This window comes from Bartonella sp. 220B (genome assembly GCF_026930205.1).
Lineage (GTDB): Bacteria > Pseudomonadota > Alphaproteobacteria > Rhizobiales > Rhizobiaceae > Bartonella.
The window spans coordinates 54,354-72,099 of sequence record NZ_JANHOI010000002.1; the positions used below are offsets into that span (position 1 = coordinate 54,354).

14 protein-coding genes and 1 pseudogene are annotated in these 17,746 nt (G+C 38.7%); 6 read left to right on the forward strand and 9 right to left on the reverse strand.

The genetic code is table 11. The annotated features are described in order from the left end of the window. The first annotated feature begins 357 nt into the window (after positions 1-357). The 3 genes from NPX99_RS01890 (at position 358) to mutT (ending at position 3,216) form a co-directional block, all read left to right on the forward strand. The gene (locus tag NPX99_RS01890; RefSeq protein WP_269030079.1) at positions 358-1,311 is read left to right on the forward strand and encodes a peptidylprolyl isomerase; all 954 of its coding nucleotides are present in this window, start codon (positions 358-360) and stop codon (positions 1,309-1,311) included. Positions 1,312-1,437: 126 nt separating this feature from the next. Then, positions 1,438-2,670: a bifunctional glutamate N-acetyltransferase/amino-acid acetyltransferase ArgJ gene (gene argJ, locus NPX99_RS01895; RefSeq protein ID WP_269030080.1), complete on the forward strand. Its 1,233-nt coding sequence runs from the start codon at positions 1,438-1,440 to the stop codon at positions 2,668-2,670. 135 nt (positions 2,671-2,805) lie between these two features. Then, positions 2,806-3,216, forward strand: a complete 411-nt coding sequence (mutT, locus tag NPX99_RS01900; RefSeq protein WP_269030081.1) for an 8-oxo-dGTP diphosphatase MutT — start codon at positions 2,806-2,808, stop codon at positions 3,214-3,216. 336 nt (positions 3,217-3,552) lie between these two features. Here the strand turns inward: mutT and NPX99_RS01905 are convergent, their stop codons facing one another. From NPX99_RS01905 to NPX99_RS01920, 4 genes are all read right to left on the reverse strand, one after another. Further along, a complete protein-coding gene (locus NPX99_RS01905; RefSeq protein WP_269030266.1) occupies positions 3,553-4,416 on the reverse strand; it encodes a C40 family peptidase in 864 nt (287 codons plus the stop codon). 152 nt (positions 4,417-4,568) lie between these two features. Further along, positions 4,569-5,936 carry a leucyl aminopeptidase family protein gene (locus NPX99_RS01910; protein WP_269030082.1) on the reverse strand — a complete coding sequence of 456 codons (1,368 nt, stop codon included), beginning with the start codon at positions 5,934-5,936 and terminating at the stop codon, positions 4,569-4,571. Positions 5,937-5,949: 13 nt separating this feature from the next. Next, complete coding sequence (coaA, locus tag NPX99_RS01915; RefSeq protein WP_269030267.1) at positions 5,950-6,894, reverse strand: type I pantothenate kinase; 945 nt, start codon at positions 6,892-6,894, stop codon at positions 5,950-5,952. A 176-nt stretch (positions 6,895-7,070) separates the two neighbouring features. Beyond that, positions 7,071-8,060, reverse strand: coding sequence for an asparaginase (locus NPX99_RS01920; RefSeq protein WP_269030268.1), 990 nt, complete (start codon positions 8,058-8,060; stop codon positions 7,071-7,073). Positions 8,061-8,280: 220 nt separating this feature from the next. On the opposite strand from NPX99_RS01920, the pseudogene hslV reads away from it, so the two are divergent. Both hslV and hslU read left to right on the forward strand, forming a co-directional pair. Next, positions 8,281-8,861: pseudogene (hslV, locus tag NPX99_RS01925) on the forward strand (ATP-dependent protease subunit HslV). Then, positions 8,862-10,172, forward strand: coding sequence for an ATP-dependent protease ATPase subunit HslU (hslU, locus tag NPX99_RS01930; protein WP_269030084.1), 1,311 nt, complete (start codon positions 8,862-8,864; stop codon positions 10,170-10,172). Positions 10,173-10,194: 22 nt separating this feature from the next. Here the strand turns inward: hslU and NPX99_RS01935 are convergent, their stop codons facing one another. The 3 genes from NPX99_RS01935 to rpsO form a co-directional block, all read right to left on the reverse strand. Then, positions 10,195-11,190, reverse strand: a complete 996-nt coding sequence (locus NPX99_RS01935) for a class I SAM-dependent methyltransferase (RefSeq protein WP_269030085.1) — start codon at positions 11,188-11,190, stop codon at positions 10,195-10,197. 71 nt (positions 11,191-11,261) lie between these two features. Continuing rightward, positions 11,262-13,397, reverse strand: a complete 2,136-nt coding sequence (gene pnp, locus NPX99_RS01940) for a polyribonucleotide nucleotidyltransferase (RefSeq protein WP_269030086.1) — start codon at positions 13,395-13,397, stop codon at positions 11,262-11,264. Between the two features lie 248 nt (positions 13,398-13,645). Continuing rightward, entirely contained in the window at positions 13,646-13,915 is a 270-nt protein-coding gene (gene rpsO / locus NPX99_RS01945) for a 30S ribosomal protein S15 (RefSeq protein WP_004858631.1), read from the reverse strand. Between the two features lie 318 nt (positions 13,916-14,233). On the opposite strand from rpsO, the gene NPX99_RS01950 reads away from it, so the two are divergent. Beyond that, entirely contained in the window at positions 14,234-15,862 is a 1,629-nt protein-coding gene (locus tag NPX99_RS01950) for an MFS transporter (RefSeq protein ID WP_269030087.1), read from the forward strand. A gap of 420 nt (positions 15,863-16,282) precedes the next feature. On the opposite strand, the gene truB is transcribed toward NPX99_RS01950, so the two are convergent. Continuing rightward, complete coding sequence (gene truB / locus NPX99_RS01955; RefSeq protein ID WP_269030088.1) at positions 16,283-17,242, reverse strand: tRNA pseudouridine(55) synthase TruB; 960 nt, start codon at positions 17,240-17,242, stop codon at positions 16,283-16,285. A 4-nt stretch (positions 17,243-17,246) separates the two neighbouring features. After that, on the reverse strand, positions 17,247-17,654 hold the full coding sequence (gene rbfA / locus NPX99_RS01960; RefSeq protein WP_269030089.1) for a 30S ribosome-binding factor RbfA: 408 nt from the start codon (positions 17,652-17,654) through the stop codon (positions 17,247-17,249). Positions 17,655-17,746: the final 92 nt, after the last annotated feature.

The following is a 17,746-nucleotide window of genomic DNA, read 5'->3' on the forward strand; positions in this document are numbered from 1 at the left end:
TTTGCAACCCCCAAGACATTTCACATAACTGGATGTAAATGGTACCATTATACTTGTTGGTATGCGATTTTTCACTTTAATTATAAAGTAGAGATAAGAGGCGAAGTACACCGTGTCAACTTTAGTAATGCTGTTTATTTGATACAATACAAAGTAATTTAGGATACAATATGTCATTTCTTTATATTATCATATTTGGTATGAGTATGAGGTGGGATGGAATAAATTGAGATAAAGGAGCAAGTTTATGCTTTTTAAAATAAAATGACTCATTTATTTATCTGTATTTAGAAATTAAAATGTTACAGTAAAGAAATAAGAATCTTAAACCTACTTTCATTCTTAAGGAGTTTATTTATGAAATTCAACTTTATCACGCTATTTTTGACATCAACTTTATTGATGAGTACGAGTTTAGGGGTGGTAGCTCAAGAAGGTTTGAATGCATCGTCGAATGATTTAAAGACTTTAGAGAAAGCTTCTGAAAAAACAGTTTCTCCTTCTCATATTATGGCGGTTGTTGATGGAAAGAATATTACAGTAGGGCAATTGGATGAATTAGCACTTGAAATAAATCCTAATTTAGCGCGTTTTCCTGATGAACAACGCCGTATAATGGTTTTAAAAGCTTACTTGGATATGCAGGCGCTTGCTAAAGCAGCAATGAGCAAGGGTATTGATAAGACAGAAACTTACGATAAACGTATGGCCGTCATGCGTGACAATGTTCTTCAACAGCTTTATTTTAAACAGACAGTTGTTGACCAGATTTCAGATAGTGATTTGGAGACCCTTTATAATAAAGAAGTGGCTGCTTTACCCAAAGAGGATGAAGTTAAAGCGCGTCATATTTTAGTGAAAACAAAAAAAGAAGCGGAAGCGATCATTAAACGTTTAAATAAAGGAGAAAATTTTGAAGAGATAGCTAAAAAGAGTTCAACAGATGGCTCTGCCGCGGTTGGGGGTGATCTTGGTTATTTCAGCCATGGTCAAATGGTCAAGCCTTTTGAAGATGCTGCGTTTGGCTTGAAAGTTGGCGAATACACTAAAAATCCTGTTGAAAGTCCTTTTGGTTGGCATGTTATTAAGGTGGAAGATCGCCGTTTGAAACAGCCTCCTGTCTTTGATGATGTTAAAGAAATGTTGCGTACACAGCTGATAAAAGAGCGTTACCAAAAATTGATTGTTGATTTACGCAGCAAGTTAGATGTTAAATACCCTGATCCTAATGTTATAAAACTTATGCAATCGCTTAATCAGAATGGGACGCCACTTCCAAATGAAACATCGGATGAAGAAGACACAGAATAGCGAGAAAAAAGTGGATAATATTTTTGCTTGGTGGTTTAATAGATTTGTCGATTCAAAAAGCTTAGTAGTTGTTTGTAAGAGATCGTGTATCTGCAATTATTATCCTGTTTTTATGGAAAGCGTACTGTGATTTTTCAAATATCTCCTTTGTCGCCCCAAAACATACAGGAGCTTCCGCCATTATCTGGTGTTCGAATAGCAACAGCAGAAGCTGGGATTAAATATAAAGATCGTGCAGATCTTCTTTTTATCATATTCGATGAACCAGCAAGTGTGGCAGGTGTTTTTACACGTTCAAAATGCCCGTCTGCTCCTGTAGAGCATTGCCGTGCCTCACTTCCTCATGGGGTTGCTAGGGGTATAGTTGTTAATTCGGGGAATGCAAATGCTTTTACTGGACGCAGAGGAAGACATACAACAAATGAAATCATGGGTGCAGCCGCAAGCGCTTTGAAGGCTAAAGAAAATGAAATTTTTATAGCTTCTACAGGTGTTATCGGTGAACCCATGGATTCATCGGCTATTGTGAATCTATTACCAACCATGGTGGAGACAGCAAAAGAAAGGAATTGGTTGGAAGCTGCAAAAGCTATTATGACGACGGATACATTTCCAAAACTTGCAACACGCAGATTTGAGTGTGGGGGAGAGATTGTTACCATTAATGGGATTGCAAAAGGCGCTGGTATGATTGCGCCAGATATGGCAACAATGCTCTCTTTTGTCATAAGTGATGCAGGTATTTCTTCGGATATTCTTCAAGCCCTGTTATCAGAGGCTGTTCAGGGTTCTTTCAATTCAATTACTGTCGATAGCGATACCTCAACATCAGATACACTCATGATGTTTGCGACAGGAAAAGAAAATTTTCCTTGTATTACATGTAAAACTGATCCGCGTTATGAGGTGTTCTCAAAACACTTAAGTGCACTTTTACATGAGCTTGCATTACAAGTTGTTTGTGATGGAGAAGGTGCACGCCACTTAATTGAGGTAAATGTGATTGGTGCGACAACAGATAAAGCCGCTAAAACCATAGCCTTCTCAATTGCAAATTCACCACTTGTAAAAACCGCTATTGCCGGTGAAGATGCTAATTGGGGACGGGTGGTTATGGCAGTTGGTAAAGCAGGTGTTGAAGTTGACCGTGATCTCTTGAAGATTTGGTTTGGTGAACATCGTTTAGCTGTCAATGGAGAACGTGATCCTGAGTATTGTGAAGAGACAATAGGTGCTTATATGCAAGGCAAACACATCACAATTCGTGTTGATATTGGCTTGGGTAGAGGTAACGCGACAGTTTGGTCTTGTGATTTGACGAAAGAGTACGTTATGATTAATGGCGATTACAGAAGTTAACTGATGTATTATAAATTTGACATTGGATATTTGTCTGTTTCTTCAAGGAGGATTAGGGATTTAAATTCTTCCATCTCGGGGTAGGAGGCGTTATAGAAGAGATGATTATCATTACTATTTCTAGTGGAGAGTGATATGCAAAAAAATTCACTTCTTCTTGTTGTTGCATGCGCATTATTGAATCAAGATAAGCGTGTGTTGCTTACAGAACGCCCTCAAGGAAAATCATTAGCTGGTTTATGGGAATTCCCTGGTGGAAAGGTTGAAAAAGGAGAAACTCCAGAAGAGTCATTGATTCGTGAATTAAAAGAAGAACTTGGTATTCATGTTCAGCTAAACAATTTATTCCCCTTAACATTTGCAAGTCATGCTTATGAAACATTTCATCTCTTAATGCCGTTGTATCTTTGTTACCATTATGAGGGTGTTGCACAAGGACGAGAGGGGCAAAACTTAAAATGGGTTTTTATTGGTGAACTTGATAAATATCCTATGCCTGCTGCTGACAAGCCATTGATTCAGCTATTGAAGAATTTTCTTCTTTAATGGGGAAGTGAGAAGAAAATGCTGTTTAATAAAATCTTTATCCATAACATACGGTAATTTCATGAAAGTAAGTAGCCTGTTGAGAATTTTTACAATATCTCTAAAACGCGTGAATAATGTTAAATAAAGATTTTTAAATGAGTTCTGATGAACTTTAGGAAAAGAGTAAATAATGAACTCGTTCGGTATAAATAAACTTATGAAAGTGTTTGTTTATTGAGGGATTAGTAAATTACTCCAATCTACAGGGTAATTTTCAGGTTCAAAGTGGAATCATGGAGGAATGTAACAATGGAAGTATTATTTTTTAATTGGGTTCATATATAAGAGCATATGTTATGTTTTCTGCACTGGACGGCGCTTTTCTACGGGATATTGATGTTTTTGAGCGATACGTGTAATAGCTTTTTCCAAAGGTTCAATCATAACATCCATAGAGAAGCCATTTGCATGAATGATATTTTCCTGATCAATCATAATGGCGACATGGCCTTTCCAAAAAATCAAATCACCTCGTTGAAGTTTATCATGATCTGTAAGTTGTTTGCCTATCGTTTTCTGCTGCATGTCAGTATCGCGTAAAACCATTTGGCCGGACATAATCATGGAGAGTTGGACTAGCCCCGAGCAATCAATTCCGAAACCACTAACACCACCCCAGAGATACGGTGTGCGTATAAAAGTTTCGGCAACCGTAACATAATCTTCATACACGTGCCCAATAGGACTGAGATGATGGGTAAAGATTGCTTTTCCATTTTCAAGTATAGAATATGGTGTGCCATGGACCTCTATTTCATCAACAACACTTACTTTGCTGCCCATGGATAAAGGATATTCCATTGGTCCACGTAAGTCAGCCTGTAAATATTGAAAAGTGCGTGGCACTGAAACGACATGTGTCTGTTTTACATTTGATGTACAAAGAACTGTTGTATCAATATAACCGACATAACCATCTTTGAGAGATTGTCCCCATGACATGGTTTCTCCTTGTTCAAAGATGAGGAGTTCCTCTCCTAATAAGCACTCTGTTTGTCTCTCGCTTTTTTTATTGTTTTCTTTGAAAAGTCCAGCAACAGCTGTATTAACACGTTTTTTTTCACCTTGAACAAAACGCAGTGCTGTAATTTCTGTTTCAAGACGTTTATCTGCTAAATCATTTCTGAATGCATATAATCGGGGATCTTTAAAGACCATTTGTTGACCTTTCATTTTTTCTTTAAAGTGTAAGATCACAACAACTATATTTGTAAGATTTTTCATCTTCAAATAAAGCAGAAACGCAACTTAAAGCGATAAGAAATAGCTCCTAAATTTTCAGAATTACTCAATTTTGTGGTTATTTTGTGTCAATTTTTAAAGAGATTATAAAGAGCACGAATAACTTGTGCACAACCACCGACAGGGAAGCCTGGTTTTTCTTTTGGTACCCATCCGTAAAGGTCAAAATGCGCAAAATATTTGGCTTTTTCAACAAAAGAATTCAGAAATAAAGCGGCAACTACCGAGCCTGCGAAGTTATTTCCACTTATATTATTAAGATCAGCAATTGGTGATGATAACATTTCTTGATAAGGCTTCCAAAGTGGCATTTGCCAAAGGGGATCTGAAACAGAATAAGCAGATTGAGAAATTTGTTGAGCCCATTCTGAATCATTGCAATAAAATGCGGCAAGATCTGGTCCTAATGCTATACGTGCCGCTCCTGTTAAAGTTGCCATACAAAGCATGAATTGTGGACTTTCTTCATCACCATAGGCAAGTGCATCAGCAAGGACAAGCCGGCCTTCAGCATCTGTATTACCAACTTCTACACTTAAACCTTTACGACTTTGGAGGATATCGCCTGGTCTATAAGCATTGGCAGAAATTGTATTTTCAACAGCTGGAATCAAAACACGTAGACGAAAAGGCAATTTGGCATCCATAATCAGTTGAGCCAGCCCCAAAACATGTGCCCCCCCTCCCATGTCTTTTTTCATGAGTGACATGTTATTAGCTGATTTAATATTGAGTCCTCCAGTATCAAAGGTTACACCTTTTCCAACCAATGTTATTTTAGGATGATTTTCTTGTCCCCAGTGTAGATCAATGAGTCGTGGTGCAATGCTGCTGGCTCGTCCTACAGCATGGATCATTGGAAAATTATGTGTTAAAAGTGCATCTCCACAAATGCTTTGAACCTGAGCACCGTAAGTTTTCCCCAATCGGTATGCTTCTTTCTCGAGGGTATCAGGGTTCATATCATTGGCTGGAATATTGATGAGATCACGTACAAAAAAGACGGTTTTATAAATTCGTTGAAGTTCATCAAAATCAACCCTATCGCTAACAGAGAATGATAACGATTTGGAGGAAAAGTTTTGACGATAGCGGTTGAATTGGTAACTTCCAAATGCCAAGCCAAGATAGCTATTTATTTCATGGGAGGCATCTCCTTCTAAATGCCAATGTCCAGTAGGAAGTTTTTTAGCAAGAAGCCCTGTGATAAAAGGTTCATCACCGTTGCCAAGTCCAAATAAAACTTTTTTTAACTGCCCATTTTTGTGAGGAATAAAGAGTATTTGTCCTGCTTTGCCGGTAAAATCATTAGCTTTCATCCATGTTTTTGTTGATGCATCAAGCGATAACTCAGCAATATTTCTCTGATTTACCAAAAGTATGGGACAACTATTATCGATACGTATTGTGCTAAAATGAATGTGATGTAAGTCCATATTTATGAAATCCTCATAGTCGTCGAAGTGCGACATATTCAACCAAATGGTCTTTCCCTTTACGTAGAATGAGATTAGACCGTGGTCGTGTTGGCAATATATTTTCTTGTAAATTTTTCAAATTAATGGTTTGCCAAAGGTCTTCAGCAATTTTTAAAGCTTCTTTTTCGGTAAGATGTGCATACCGATGAAAGTAGGATTCAGGATTTTGAAAAGTTGTTTTACGCAAACGTTTGAAACGTTCCAAGTACCAGTGACGAATGATTTTTGTTTCAGCATCTACATAGATTGAAAAATCAAAAAAGTCTGAAACAAAAGGAATGATTTTCCCATCTTTAGGAAGATCACTGACCTGTAACACATTAATTCCTTCAACAATTAAAATATCGGGGCGATCAATGATAATTGTTTGATTTTCTAGAACATCATAGGTCATATGTGAATAAAGTGGGGCGCTAACATTCCCTATACCGGCTTTTATAGCAGAAAGAAAGCAGAGTAATTTTTTAATGTCATAGGAATCAGGAAATCCTTTACGATTCATACGATTTTTTTGCTGTAAAACAGCATTAGGATAGAGAAAACCATCCGTTGTAATCAAATCAACTTTAAGATTAGATGCCCAACGTTTCAAAAGTTCTTGAAGAATGCGAGCGGTAGTTGATTTGCCTACCGCAACAGAGCCAGCAATCCCAATGATAAAAGGCGTTTTTTTTGTTCCTTTTTGATGTAGAAATTGTTGACGCTTATGAAAAAGTTGCTGTACTGCTTCAACATGGCATGATAGCAGACGTGATAAGGAAAGATAAATACGTTGTACTTCTTCAAGATCAATGGGATCATCGATTGAGCGCAAACGTTTAATTTCATCAAAGGTTAAGGTTAGCGGTGTATCTGCACGAAATTGGGACCACTCTTGTGCCGTAAAGACACGGTAGGGCGAATATTGATCAGAAATAGATTTGACCAAGTTATCTTCTTGATCAATTTTTGAGAGAAGCGTATCAATCATTTGTGTTGGTCGAGAATTCTTTTGCTGCAGTAATTGACGAGGGACAAACAGGTAGGCTATTTTGTATTCAAATGCGCTTTATTGTGCATGTTCTCTTCTTTAAAATGACAGATAGTCTTTTGTTAGCTTATAGTCCAGTCATTCCATTGTGCGTTGATTTGTGCCAATGAGCACCCTTGTGCCAAAAAAGCCCACAAAAGTAAACGTGCTTTTACTGCTGATAAATAGCCAGACATAAGGGCACCAGAAGCAATCATATCAACTTCTGAACCTTTATAGCCATAAGTTTTGCGGGTTGTCGAGCCAGTGCAGGTACGGCTAGCGATAATAATTGGCATTTTTTGTGTATATTGTCGTATGATGTCTGCTTCTTCAAAACTGCAATGTCCTGATCCAAAACCGGCAACGACAAGTCCAGCATAATGCCCACTTTCAAGGCAGAATTTCATTAATTGTGTGTCAGAGGATAAAGAGGAGTATAAGAGTGCAACTTGATGGTCATAGTTTTGGGGAAGGTCAAATGTTCTCGGAAAAAAAATTTGATCATTAAAATACAGCAGTTTTCCTTCTAAAAGAGTTCCTAAAATACCAACGAGGCCTGATTGAAATGTCTCAATTTTGACAGTATGGCTTTTTTGAACCCAATAAGGTGAATGAATGGTATCATTGATGACAACGAGAACGCCTCTGTTTCGACTTTGTGGATGAACAGCAACGCGGCTTGCTGCTAAAATATTAGCCGGTCCATCAGCGCCTGCTTCACAAGGTATGCGCATAGCACCCGTTATAACGAGCGGTTCTGCTTTATCCCAATAAAGGGAAAGAAAAAAAGCAGTTTCCTCCAGTGTATCAGTACCTTGGGTTAACACAATACCTTCTGCACCAGCTTTTATTTGTTGTGTTGCCCACTCTATGATTTCAAAAAGGATCTTAAAAGATAAAGATCCACTCGGTAATTGTGTTAATGTTTGCGCATGAATATGAGCAACTTTATTTAAATCGGGAACACTTTTGATGAGAATATCTGAGGTTAATGTTGGTTGCATTTGGCCAAAATTGTCGGCCGCCATTGCAATTGTTCCTCCCAATGTTCCTATGGCTATTTTTTTCATCATTTTTCCTTTAAAAGACGCAAACTATTTACAAAAACTATTTAGCAACAATTTGCATTGATAACAATGATATCATTTTTTTATTTCAATAAATTGAATTGTGCTGAATCATTGTGTTTTGCAGTGTATGTTCTTAAATAAAGACAATAGTGATTGGATTTTACATTTGATGAAAAGAAAACAATATTAAGAATAGAGGTCAATATTAATGAGTTTCCTTATGGAAGAACATAAACCAGACATAATGTATGGTACAACTATTATTACTGTACGAAAAGGTGGCAAAGTTGTGATGGCTGGTGATGGACAGGTATCACTTGGGCAAACGATTATGAAAGGCAATGCACGCAAAGTTCGTCGTATTGGCAAAGGTGGAACAGTTATTGCTGGTTTTGCAGGTGCTACGGCGGATGCTTTCACTTTATTGGAAAGATTGGAAACGAAGCTTGAGCAATATCCTGATCAGCTTATGCGTGCATGTGTAGAACTTGCAAAAGATTGGCGAACAGACCGCTATTTGCGTCGTCTTGAAGCAATGATGCTGGTAGCTGATAAGAAAATAACTTTAGCGTTAACAGGGCTGGGTGATGTTTTAGAGCCAGAAGATGGTGTTATGGCAATTGGTTCTGGAGGCAATTTTGCTCTTTCGGCTGCTCGAGTACTTATGGATATGGACTTGGATGCAGAAACCATTGCTCGTAAGGCTATGGATATTGCCGCTAAAATTTGTGTTTATACCAATGATCATTTTACGATTGAAACATTGGATGCAGAATTATAACTTTAGAGAAAGCTATTTGAATGTGTGTTGTATTTTCCCCTCGTGAGACTGTTTCTGAACTTGATCGTTTTATTATTGGCCAAGATGATGCCAAACGTTCTGTTGCTATTGCATTGCGTAATCGGTGGCGTAGACAACAGCTTGATGGTCCTATGCGTGAAGAGGTTATGCCAAAAAATATCTTGATGATAGGGCCAACAGGTGTTGGTAAAACAGGTATAGCGCGTCGATTAGCAAAACTTGCTGGAGCGCCTTTTGTTAAAGTAGAAGCGACTAAATTTACAGAAGTTGGTTATGTAGGACGTGATGTTGAGCAAATTATTCGTGACCTTGTTGAGATTGCTATTTCTCTTGTGCGTGAAAAAAAACGAGAGGAAGTTAAAGTAAAGGCACACGTTAATGCTGAAGAGCGCGTTTTAGATGCTCTTGTTGGAAAGACGGCAAGTCCGGCTACTCGTGATAGTTTTCGCAAAAAATTGCGTGAAGGTGAATTAGATGAGAAAGAGATTGAAATTGAAGTAGCCGATAATAACAGCAATAGTGCTTCGACTTTTGATATTCCGGGGATTCCTGGTGCGCAAATGGGAATTATGAATTTGTCAGATATTTTTGGAAAAATGGGAGGACGTACAAAGGTCCGCAAAACGACAGTAAAGGATGCTTTTAAACCTCTCATGGATGATGAATCTGAAAAGCTTCTTGATCAAGATCAAATTATACAAGAAGCACTCCGTGTTACGGAAAATGATGGAATTGTTTTTATCGATGAGATTGATAAAATCGCAACCAGAGATGGTGGAGCAAGTGCGGCTATTTCGCGTGAGGGTGTTCAACGGGACCTTTTGCCTCTGGTTGAAGGAACAACAATTGCTACAAAGTATGGTCAAGTCAAAACCGATCATATTCTTTTTATTGCATCAGGTGCGTTTCATGTTTCTAAGCCATCTGACTTATTGCCAGAACTTCAAGGACGTTTACCCATTCGCGTAGAGTTAAATGCTCTCACAAGGGAAGATTTACGACGTATTCTAACCGAACCTGAAGCCAGTTTGATTAAGCAATATATTGCTTTAATGGCAACGGAAGAGGTTCATTTAGAAATTACTGATGATGCGATTGATGCTTTAGCGGATATTGCTGTAGATTTAAACGCAAGGATTGAGAATATCGGGGCACGCCGTTTGCAAACGGTGATGGAACGCGTTTTAGATGAGATTTCTTTTACAGCACCAGATAGAGCCGGAACATCCTTTAAAGTTGACGCTGCTTATGTAAGACAATCTATAGGTGAGCTTGCTTCTGATATCGATCTTTCACGTTTTATTCTTTAGAGTTATTGCTTATTTTCGTCTATCAGCGTGCTTCTATAATTTTGAAACCATGGGCTTTTTCATGTATCAATACTGTGCGAAAAATGTCCCTTAACAATGTCTCATAAGGCAGGTGGCGGTTAGCAACAAGAAGCAGATTGCCACCTGGCTTTAGGTATTTTGCAGCCTTTATAATAAAATGCTGTCCTAATGAAATGTCTGTTGTTTGTTGTGTGTGGAATGGTGGATTGGAAATGATGGTATCATATAGGTCTGTGATCGGTTCACACACGAGATCATGCCAATAAAAATGAATCGGACAAGAAGCCGCTTTGTGTTTAAGGTGTTGTTTAGCTGCATTCAAAGCGTTGTAGTCGGCTTCATAGAGGTCAAGAGCTGTTAATTTTTTACTTTGTTCGAGAGCAGCGTAAGAAAGAAAACCCCAACCAGCACCAAAATCCGCAGTTTTTCCTGAAATAATTTTGCGCATATGGAAAGCAAGAGCGGCAGATCCCGGATCAATACGGCCGTGTGAAAACATGCCAGAAGTGGTCTGAAATTTATTTTCAAAAGTGAGCGGTGGTGAGCGCAATTGTGCAATATGCTGTCTCTCTATTTGTTGTGGAACTTGAAGCCAGAAGACCAGTCCATGGTTTTTAGACAATTTATCGGTAACGGGAACAAATGTTTTAACCCATTTCATCATTGAGGAAGCGCCGGCAGTTTTATTTCCACCGATAATAATCCATCCACCAGGTTTGACGCATTCTAATAAATCAAGAAAACAATTTTGGTTAAAACCACGATATTTGCTCAAATGTAAAAGTGCACCATCATAGGTGAAGGTTCTATCTATTTGGGGAGCACAATGAAATTGAGCATTGGCAAATTTTAAAAAATCCGGTCGCCAAGAGGTTATAATTTTCAAATTTTTTGCCCACTCTGGAGCAGGAATTTCCGTTAAACCAAAACCCAACCAAGATTGACTTGGATTGGGAAGAGGGAGGCTATGTTTTTTAAAAGGTAAAAACAGCAACACATATAGCTCTTTCAAAATAAAATGCCATTCTAATATGAGGATGGCATTTTATTTTTCGATAAGAAGGCAAATTACCCTTCTTTTACTGGATTATCATTTGTAATTTCTTTACCGGTTTGTTGATCGATGATTTTCATTGATAACCGGACTTTACCACGCTCATCAAAGCCCATTAATTTGACCCAAACTTTATCACCTTCTTTAACAACGTCTGTTGTTTTTGTGACGCGTTGTGATGCGAGTTGAGAGATGTGAACGAGTCCATCACGTGAGCCAAAGAAGTTTACAAATGCACCGAATTCTGCAGTTTTCACAACTGTTCCTTGGTAGATAGCACCAACTTCAGGTTCATCAACAATGGAATGAATCCAGCGTTTTGCTGCTTCAATGGTTTTAGCATCGGCAGAAGCAATTTTAATTGTTCCATCATCTTCAATATTGATTTTTGCTCCAGTTTGTTCAACGATTTCTCGAATAACTTTACCACCAGAACCAATAACATCCCGAATTTTATCAACAGGAATGTTCATCACTTCGATGCGCGGAGAAAATTCGCTGAGTTCAGCACGGGCACTGGTTAAAGCTTTAGCCATTTCATTAAGAATATGGATTCGACCACTTTTAGCTTGCTCGAGTGCGATTTTCATAATTTCTTCGGTAATACCATCAATTTTGATATCCATTTGCAAGGCGGTAATACCATTTTCTGTTCCTGCTACTTTGAAATCCATATCTCCGAGATGATCTTCATCTCCTAAAATATCAGACAACACAGCAAAGTGTTCCCCTTCTTTAATCAAGCCCATAGCAATACCTGCGACAGGGCGTGCCAAAGGAACACCGGCATCCATAAGAGCAAGTGAAGTGCCGCAAACGGTTGCCATGGAGGAAGATCCATTGGATTCAGTAATTTCTGAGACAGCACGAATTGTATAGGGGAAGGATTCTTTTGTTGGCAACATAGGATGAATTGCACGCCATGCTAATTTTCCATGCCCAATTTCGCGACGTCCAGGAGAGCCAAGACGCCCTGTTTCTCCTACGGAAAATGGTGGAAAATTATAATGGAGGAGAAATGTTTCCTTATACATACCTGTTAAGGAGTCAACATATTGTTCATCCTCACCCGTTCCTAGTGTTGCAACAACAATTGCTTGTGTTTCTCCACGCGTAAAAAGTGCGGATCCATGCGTACGGGGTAAAATACTCACTTCTGATTGAATGGGGCGTACTGTTGAAAGGTTTCGCCCATCAATACGCTTTTGGGTATCAAGAATGTTCCAGCGAACAATTTTTGCTTGCAACTGTTTGAAAACGGTTGAAATTTGGTCTGCACTAAATTTACATTCCTCGTCTGTTTCTGGCATAAATTTGTTGGTGATTTCCGTTTTTATGGCATCAATTGCAGCATAACGTTCTTGTTTATCTGTAATAGTATAAGCTTTTCGTATATCCTCTTCAGCCATTTCCCGCATGACTTTTTCAAGATCAGAAAGATCTTCGGGAACAAAATCGCGTGGGTCTTTTGCAGCAACTTCGGCAAGCTTGATGATAGCATCAAGAACGGGTTGAAGGCCTTTGTGCCCAAACATAACGGCACCCAACATGATGTCTTCCGGCAATTCATGTGCTTCTGATTCAACCATCAACACAGCGCTTTCAGTTCCTGCTACAACAAGATCAAGTTTTGATTCTGGCATTTCATCGATATGAGGATTGAGAACATATTGTCCGTTACAATATCCGACACGAGCACCAGCAATGGGGCCCATGAAAGGAACACCTGATAAGGTCAATGCGGCAGAAGATGCAATCATTGCAAGGATATCGGGATTATTCTCAAGATCATGCTGTATAACGGAAACAATGACTTGTGTATCATTTTTATATCCATTGGCGAAGAGGGGGCGAATTGGGCGATCAATCAAACGTGAAATCAAAGTTTCATTTTCGGTTGGTCTGCTTTCCCGTTTTAAATAACCGCCGGGTATTCTACCAACAGCATAAGATTTTTCTTGATAATTAACGGTAAGTGGAAAAAAGTCTTGGTCTGGTTTTGGACTTTTTGCTGATACAACGGTTGCTAAGACAATAGTTTCTCCGTAGGTAGCAATCACTGCACCATCAGCTTGACGGGCTATTTTTCCTGTTTCAATGGTGAGTGGCCGCCCAGCCCATTCAATTTCTATCTTGTGCGTTTTGAACATTTTTTATCCTTAATGACCAGTGTTCATATTTTTAAGTGCTCGCACTCTGATTTTGCGGAGCATATTTTAAAGCTATGGGCAAGACAACGAGACACTTCTGTTTATTCGCGAGAAGAGAGAAGTAAATCGCAATTTAAAGACGAAGCAACGAGCAATCCTGCCCCATGATGATTATTCGCCAGTTTTTAACTAAAACCAGTAATGAAAAATGGGCGGCTTTTTAGAAAGACCACCCACCCATTTTCCTTTTAGCGGCGCAAACCTAACTTCCTAATAAGTGTCTGATAACGATTTTGGTCAACTCCTTTCAGGTAATCAAGAAGACGACGACGTTGGGAGACCATCTTCAAAAGACCACGACGAGAATGGTTATCCTTTTTATGAGATTTAAAATGGTTCGTTAAGTTAGAAATACGTTCAGAAAGTACAGCGACCTGTACTTCTGGTGATCCTGTATCACCGACTTTATTTGCGTATTCTGCAACAAGAGCTTGTTTACGTTCAGCTGTAATCGACATCGTATTATCCTTTCAAAAAATAAAGAAACAAAAGTCACCCATAGCCGAGATGTCGTTCAGCAAGGGTCTATGAAGAAACCAGAAGAGTTGAAAGCTCTCACCTGCTTTAGCGTTTATATAGGAAGGCGAGTTAAAATACTAGTCCTTAAAAGCATCTTGAAAACCTTCTTTAGAGAAAGGAGTTTGTTTTGAAATATTGATTTTAAGAGAATTTTATGAGAACTTTTAAAGAATTATGCATTCTTTTGATACAAAGATGACTGCTTTATAGAGTGTGTGTGGTAAGAAAAGCGATAAATATCGATTAAGAGGCAAAAGATGCAGAGCATTGCAACATTAAAACTTTTTCATAATTCGGTATTTCGAAATTTGTGGTCATCCACTCTTATTTCTAATTTAGGGGGGCTTATTCAAGCTGTAGGAGCAGGTTGGTTAATGGCGTTGATAAGTTCTTCGCACTCCATGGTTGGACTTGTTCAAAGCGCTACCACATTACCACTTGTGATGTTTTCTCTGATGGCAGGGGCATTAGCTGACAATTTTAATCGGCGCCAAATTATGTTGTGTGCCCAGATTATAATGATGGTTATATCCATGAGTTTAGCTATTTTATCCTATATCGGCTTTTTAACACCAGGGCTTCTTTTATGCTTTACGTTTTTGATTGGGTGTGGAACAGCCTTTTATAATCCTTCTTGGCAGGCAACAATAGGAGACATTGTGAGCAGGGAAAATATTCCTGCTGCTGTGAGTTTAAACAGTGTTGGCTTTAATTTGATGCGTAGTGTTGGTCCTGCTATTGGCGGTGCTATTATTGCAACTCTGGGTGCAGCCGCAGCCTTCTTATTTAATGCGATAAGTTACATTCCTTTAATTGGTGCTTTGTTTTTCTGGAAACCGAGCTATGAAAATAACAGATTGCCACGCGAAAGGCTTTTAGGAGCTGTTTCAGATGGTTTGCGTTATGTTGCGATGTCACCTAATCTTCTCAGTATTATGGTGAGGGCATTCCTTTTTGGTATTGGAGCGATTTCGATTTTGGCACTCTTACCAATTGTTGTACATAAAATTCTTGGAGGAAGCGCTCTTCTTTATGGAACATTGCTTGGGTGTTTTGGTCTTGGAGCTATGACGGCTGGTATGATTAATTCATCTGTACGGCGTTTTTTTCGTTTAGAGACGATTATTGCAAGTTCATTTACTGGTTTTGCCTTTTCTTGCTTTTTTTTAGCAATGAGCCGTTCATTAATTGTAAGCCATATTGCTTTGTTTCCTGCAGGCTTATGTTGGGTTTTGGCATTGTCTTTATTTAATACATCTGTACAGCTTTCTACACCGCGTTGGGTTGTTGCACGTGCTTTAGCGCTTTATCAAACAGCATCTTATGGAGGAATGGCAATTGGAAGCATAATTTGGGGTGTTTTGGCTGATGGTTATTCTCCTACCGTTGCTTTGAGTGTTTGTTCTCTTTTCTTGGTTTTTGGAGCCCTTGCGGGGATAAAGTTTAGAATTCAGGAAATACCTCAAATAGATTTGGATCCGCTTGATCATTTCAGAGAACCAGAGCTTTTACTTGACTTAAAAGCACAAAGTGGTCCGATTATGATTATGATCGATTATCAAATTCATGAAAATGATCTCGAAGAATTTCTCAAAGTGATGACACGTCGTCGCCATATTCGTTTACGTGATGGCGCTCGCCAATGGGTTCTCTTACGAGACCTTGAAAGACCTGAATATTGGACAGAAGTTTATCATATGCCAACATGGGTAGATTATTTACGCCATAATCACCGTCGCATAAAAGCAGACGCAGAGGTGAATAAGCTTCTGCGTCATTTAAATCGTGCACCTGATGGGATAAGAGTTCACCGCATGATTGAGCGGCAGACAATACCACAAGCCAATGAGATGCTTTTAAAGTCCTCTGCTGATCAATTACCTTAAAGATAAGGGGAGAATTATACAGGAAGTTTATTTTTATGGAATGAATTTGTTAATATGGACAGAAGAAAAAAGAGATATTTCAATGAGCACTTTATGCCGTTGGTAAGTTGAGGATAGATTTCTGTTGAATAAACAGTCGAAGATTATAAGTGTTGTATTTTATTTAAACTCAAGCCTTTCCCATTCTATAAAATTTTCTTAACACTAAAGATATGCACGTATATCCAGTAATGATCAGAAATAATTTAAAACAACAAAAACAAATTCTTGTGCTTTTTTATTTATAACAAGAAAAGGTTCGACTTATGCATACCTCACGAATTGAGGATTGATATGGATTATCATAAAAGGGTAAAGCAATGAAAAAAGCTTCTTCGTTTGATTGATATAAAGAATATCTTTTTAAGAGGCTGTTATGAATCAAATTGTGAAAATCCGCTTTGGTTTGAACAAGCTTTTATCGAGAGAGCCTATAGCAAGAAGTTGGCCTTTGTAGATGACACAAACCTCATCTTCATCAAGAGGTACCTCGTGATGACAAAGAGGTATAGGAATGCCCATCATGACCCGCTGTGCTTGGGTTTCGCTAAGGGTGTAATGAGAGAGGCAATCCAGTGCGGCGCCTGTTTCAATTAAAAGTGCATCAAGTGTTGAAAAGTTTCTTTTGGAAGAAGTATCATTCTCATTTGTTGCATTTTTTTCCAGTGCTACCGCTTTTAATTCGTCCCATGTGATAAGATCATCTTCGCCAAAGGGAGCCACTGCGATACGTCTTAAATCAGCAATATGCCCATAACAACCAAGATCACGTCCCATATCGCGCGCTAAGGAGCGCACATAGGTTCCTTTTCCGCAGGTTATTTCAAAGAGTGAACAATCTTTGTTAGGATTTTCTATTAATTTAAAAGTTTCTATTTCCACTTGGCGCGGTGGAATGTCAACAATCTCACCTTCTCGGGCTAGATCATAGGCGCGGTTACCAGAAATTTTAATTGCCGAAAATTGTGGAGGTGTTTGTAAAATAACACCTGTATATTGAGGAAGAAGAGCGAGTATCTCTTCTTGTGTTGGACGTTTGAGAGATGTTTTTGTTATTTCCCCCTCGAGATCGTCTGTTAAACGCTCTTCTCCCCAAGCGATTTGAAAACGGTAGGTTTTGGTACCTTGCATCACATAAGGTACGGTTTTAGTTGCTTCGCCCAATGCAATAGGTAGGAGACCAGAAGCAAGAGGATCCAGTGTCCCTGCATGTCCTGCTTTTTGTGCATGAAAGAGCCATTTGATTTGTGAAACAGCTTCTGTTGATCTCATTCCATTTGGTTTATCAAATATGACCCAGCCAGAAACAGAACGGCCTTTTCTTTTATGTTGCCGTGCCATATTTCTAATCCTCAAGCTTATCACTATGGTGAAGATCGCGGGCTACCTCAGGTGAGCGAAGCAGGGTATCAATTTTTAAAAAATTATCAAAACTACTATCAAGTCGAAAACGCAGTTCAGGCATATATTTCATTTGACGCAATGCGTGACTAATTTCTCCACGGATAAAACGGCTATGTTTATTGAGGATATCAACGACACAATCATAAGACGCATTTTTGAGAGTGCTGAGGGGAGAAATAAAGCAGGTAGCAATTTTTAAATCTGGTGACATGCGTACTTCAGAGACAGAAATCACCATATTTTTCAAGACATCATCAAGTAAAACACCGCGCTGTAGTACATGGGATACTGCGTGGCGCACTTGTTCTCCTACTCTGAGTTGCCGTTGTGATGGCCCTGCATTTTTCATCGAAATTTTATCCTTGTTACAATTACTTTTCTTTTGATCATCTTAAAAGATTTAAAAAGAACGAAGCACTTGCACATAAACCCCAATAACTT

Coding starts and splice junctions, on each gene's coding strand:
- NPX99_RS01890 (WP_269030079.1), top strand. CDS start 358: ATGAAATTCAACTTTATCACGCTATTTTTGACATCAACTTTATTGATG.
- mutT (WP_269030081.1), top strand. CDS start 2,806: ATGCAAAAAAATTCACTTCTTCTTGTTGTTGCATGCGCATTATTGAAT.
- NPX99_RS01905 (WP_269030266.1), bottom strand. CDS start 4,416: ATGGTCTTTAAAGATCCCCGATTATATGCATTCAGAAATGATTTAGCA.
- NPX99_RS01910 (WP_269030082.1), bottom strand. CDS start 5,936: ATGGACTTACATCACATTCATTTTAGCACAATACGTATCGATAATAGT.
- NPX99_RS01920 (WP_269030268.1), bottom strand. CDS start 8,060: ATGAAAAAAATAGCCATAGGAACATTGGGAGGAACAATTGCAATGGCG.
- hslU (WP_269030084.1), top strand. CDS start 8,862: ATGTGTGTTGTATTTTCCCCTCGTGAGACTGTTTCTGAACTTGATCGT.
- pnp (WP_269030086.1), bottom strand. CDS start 13,397: ATGTTCAAAACGCACAAGATAGAAATTGAATGGGCTGGGCGGCCACTC.
- rpsO (WP_004858631.1), bottom strand. CDS start 13,915: ATGTCGATTACAGCTGAACGTAAACAAGCTCTTGTTGCAGAATACGCA.
- NPX99_RS01950 (WP_269030087.1), top strand. CDS start 14,234: ATGCAGAGCATTGCAACATTAAAACTTTTTCATAATTCGGTATTTCGA.
- truB (WP_269030088.1), bottom strand. CDS start 17,242: ATGGCACGGCAACATAAAAGAAAAGGCCGTTCTGTTTCTGGCTGGGTC.
- rbfA (WP_269030089.1), bottom strand. CDS start 17,654: ATGAAAAATGCAGGGCCATCACAACGGCAACTCAGAGTAGGAGAACAA.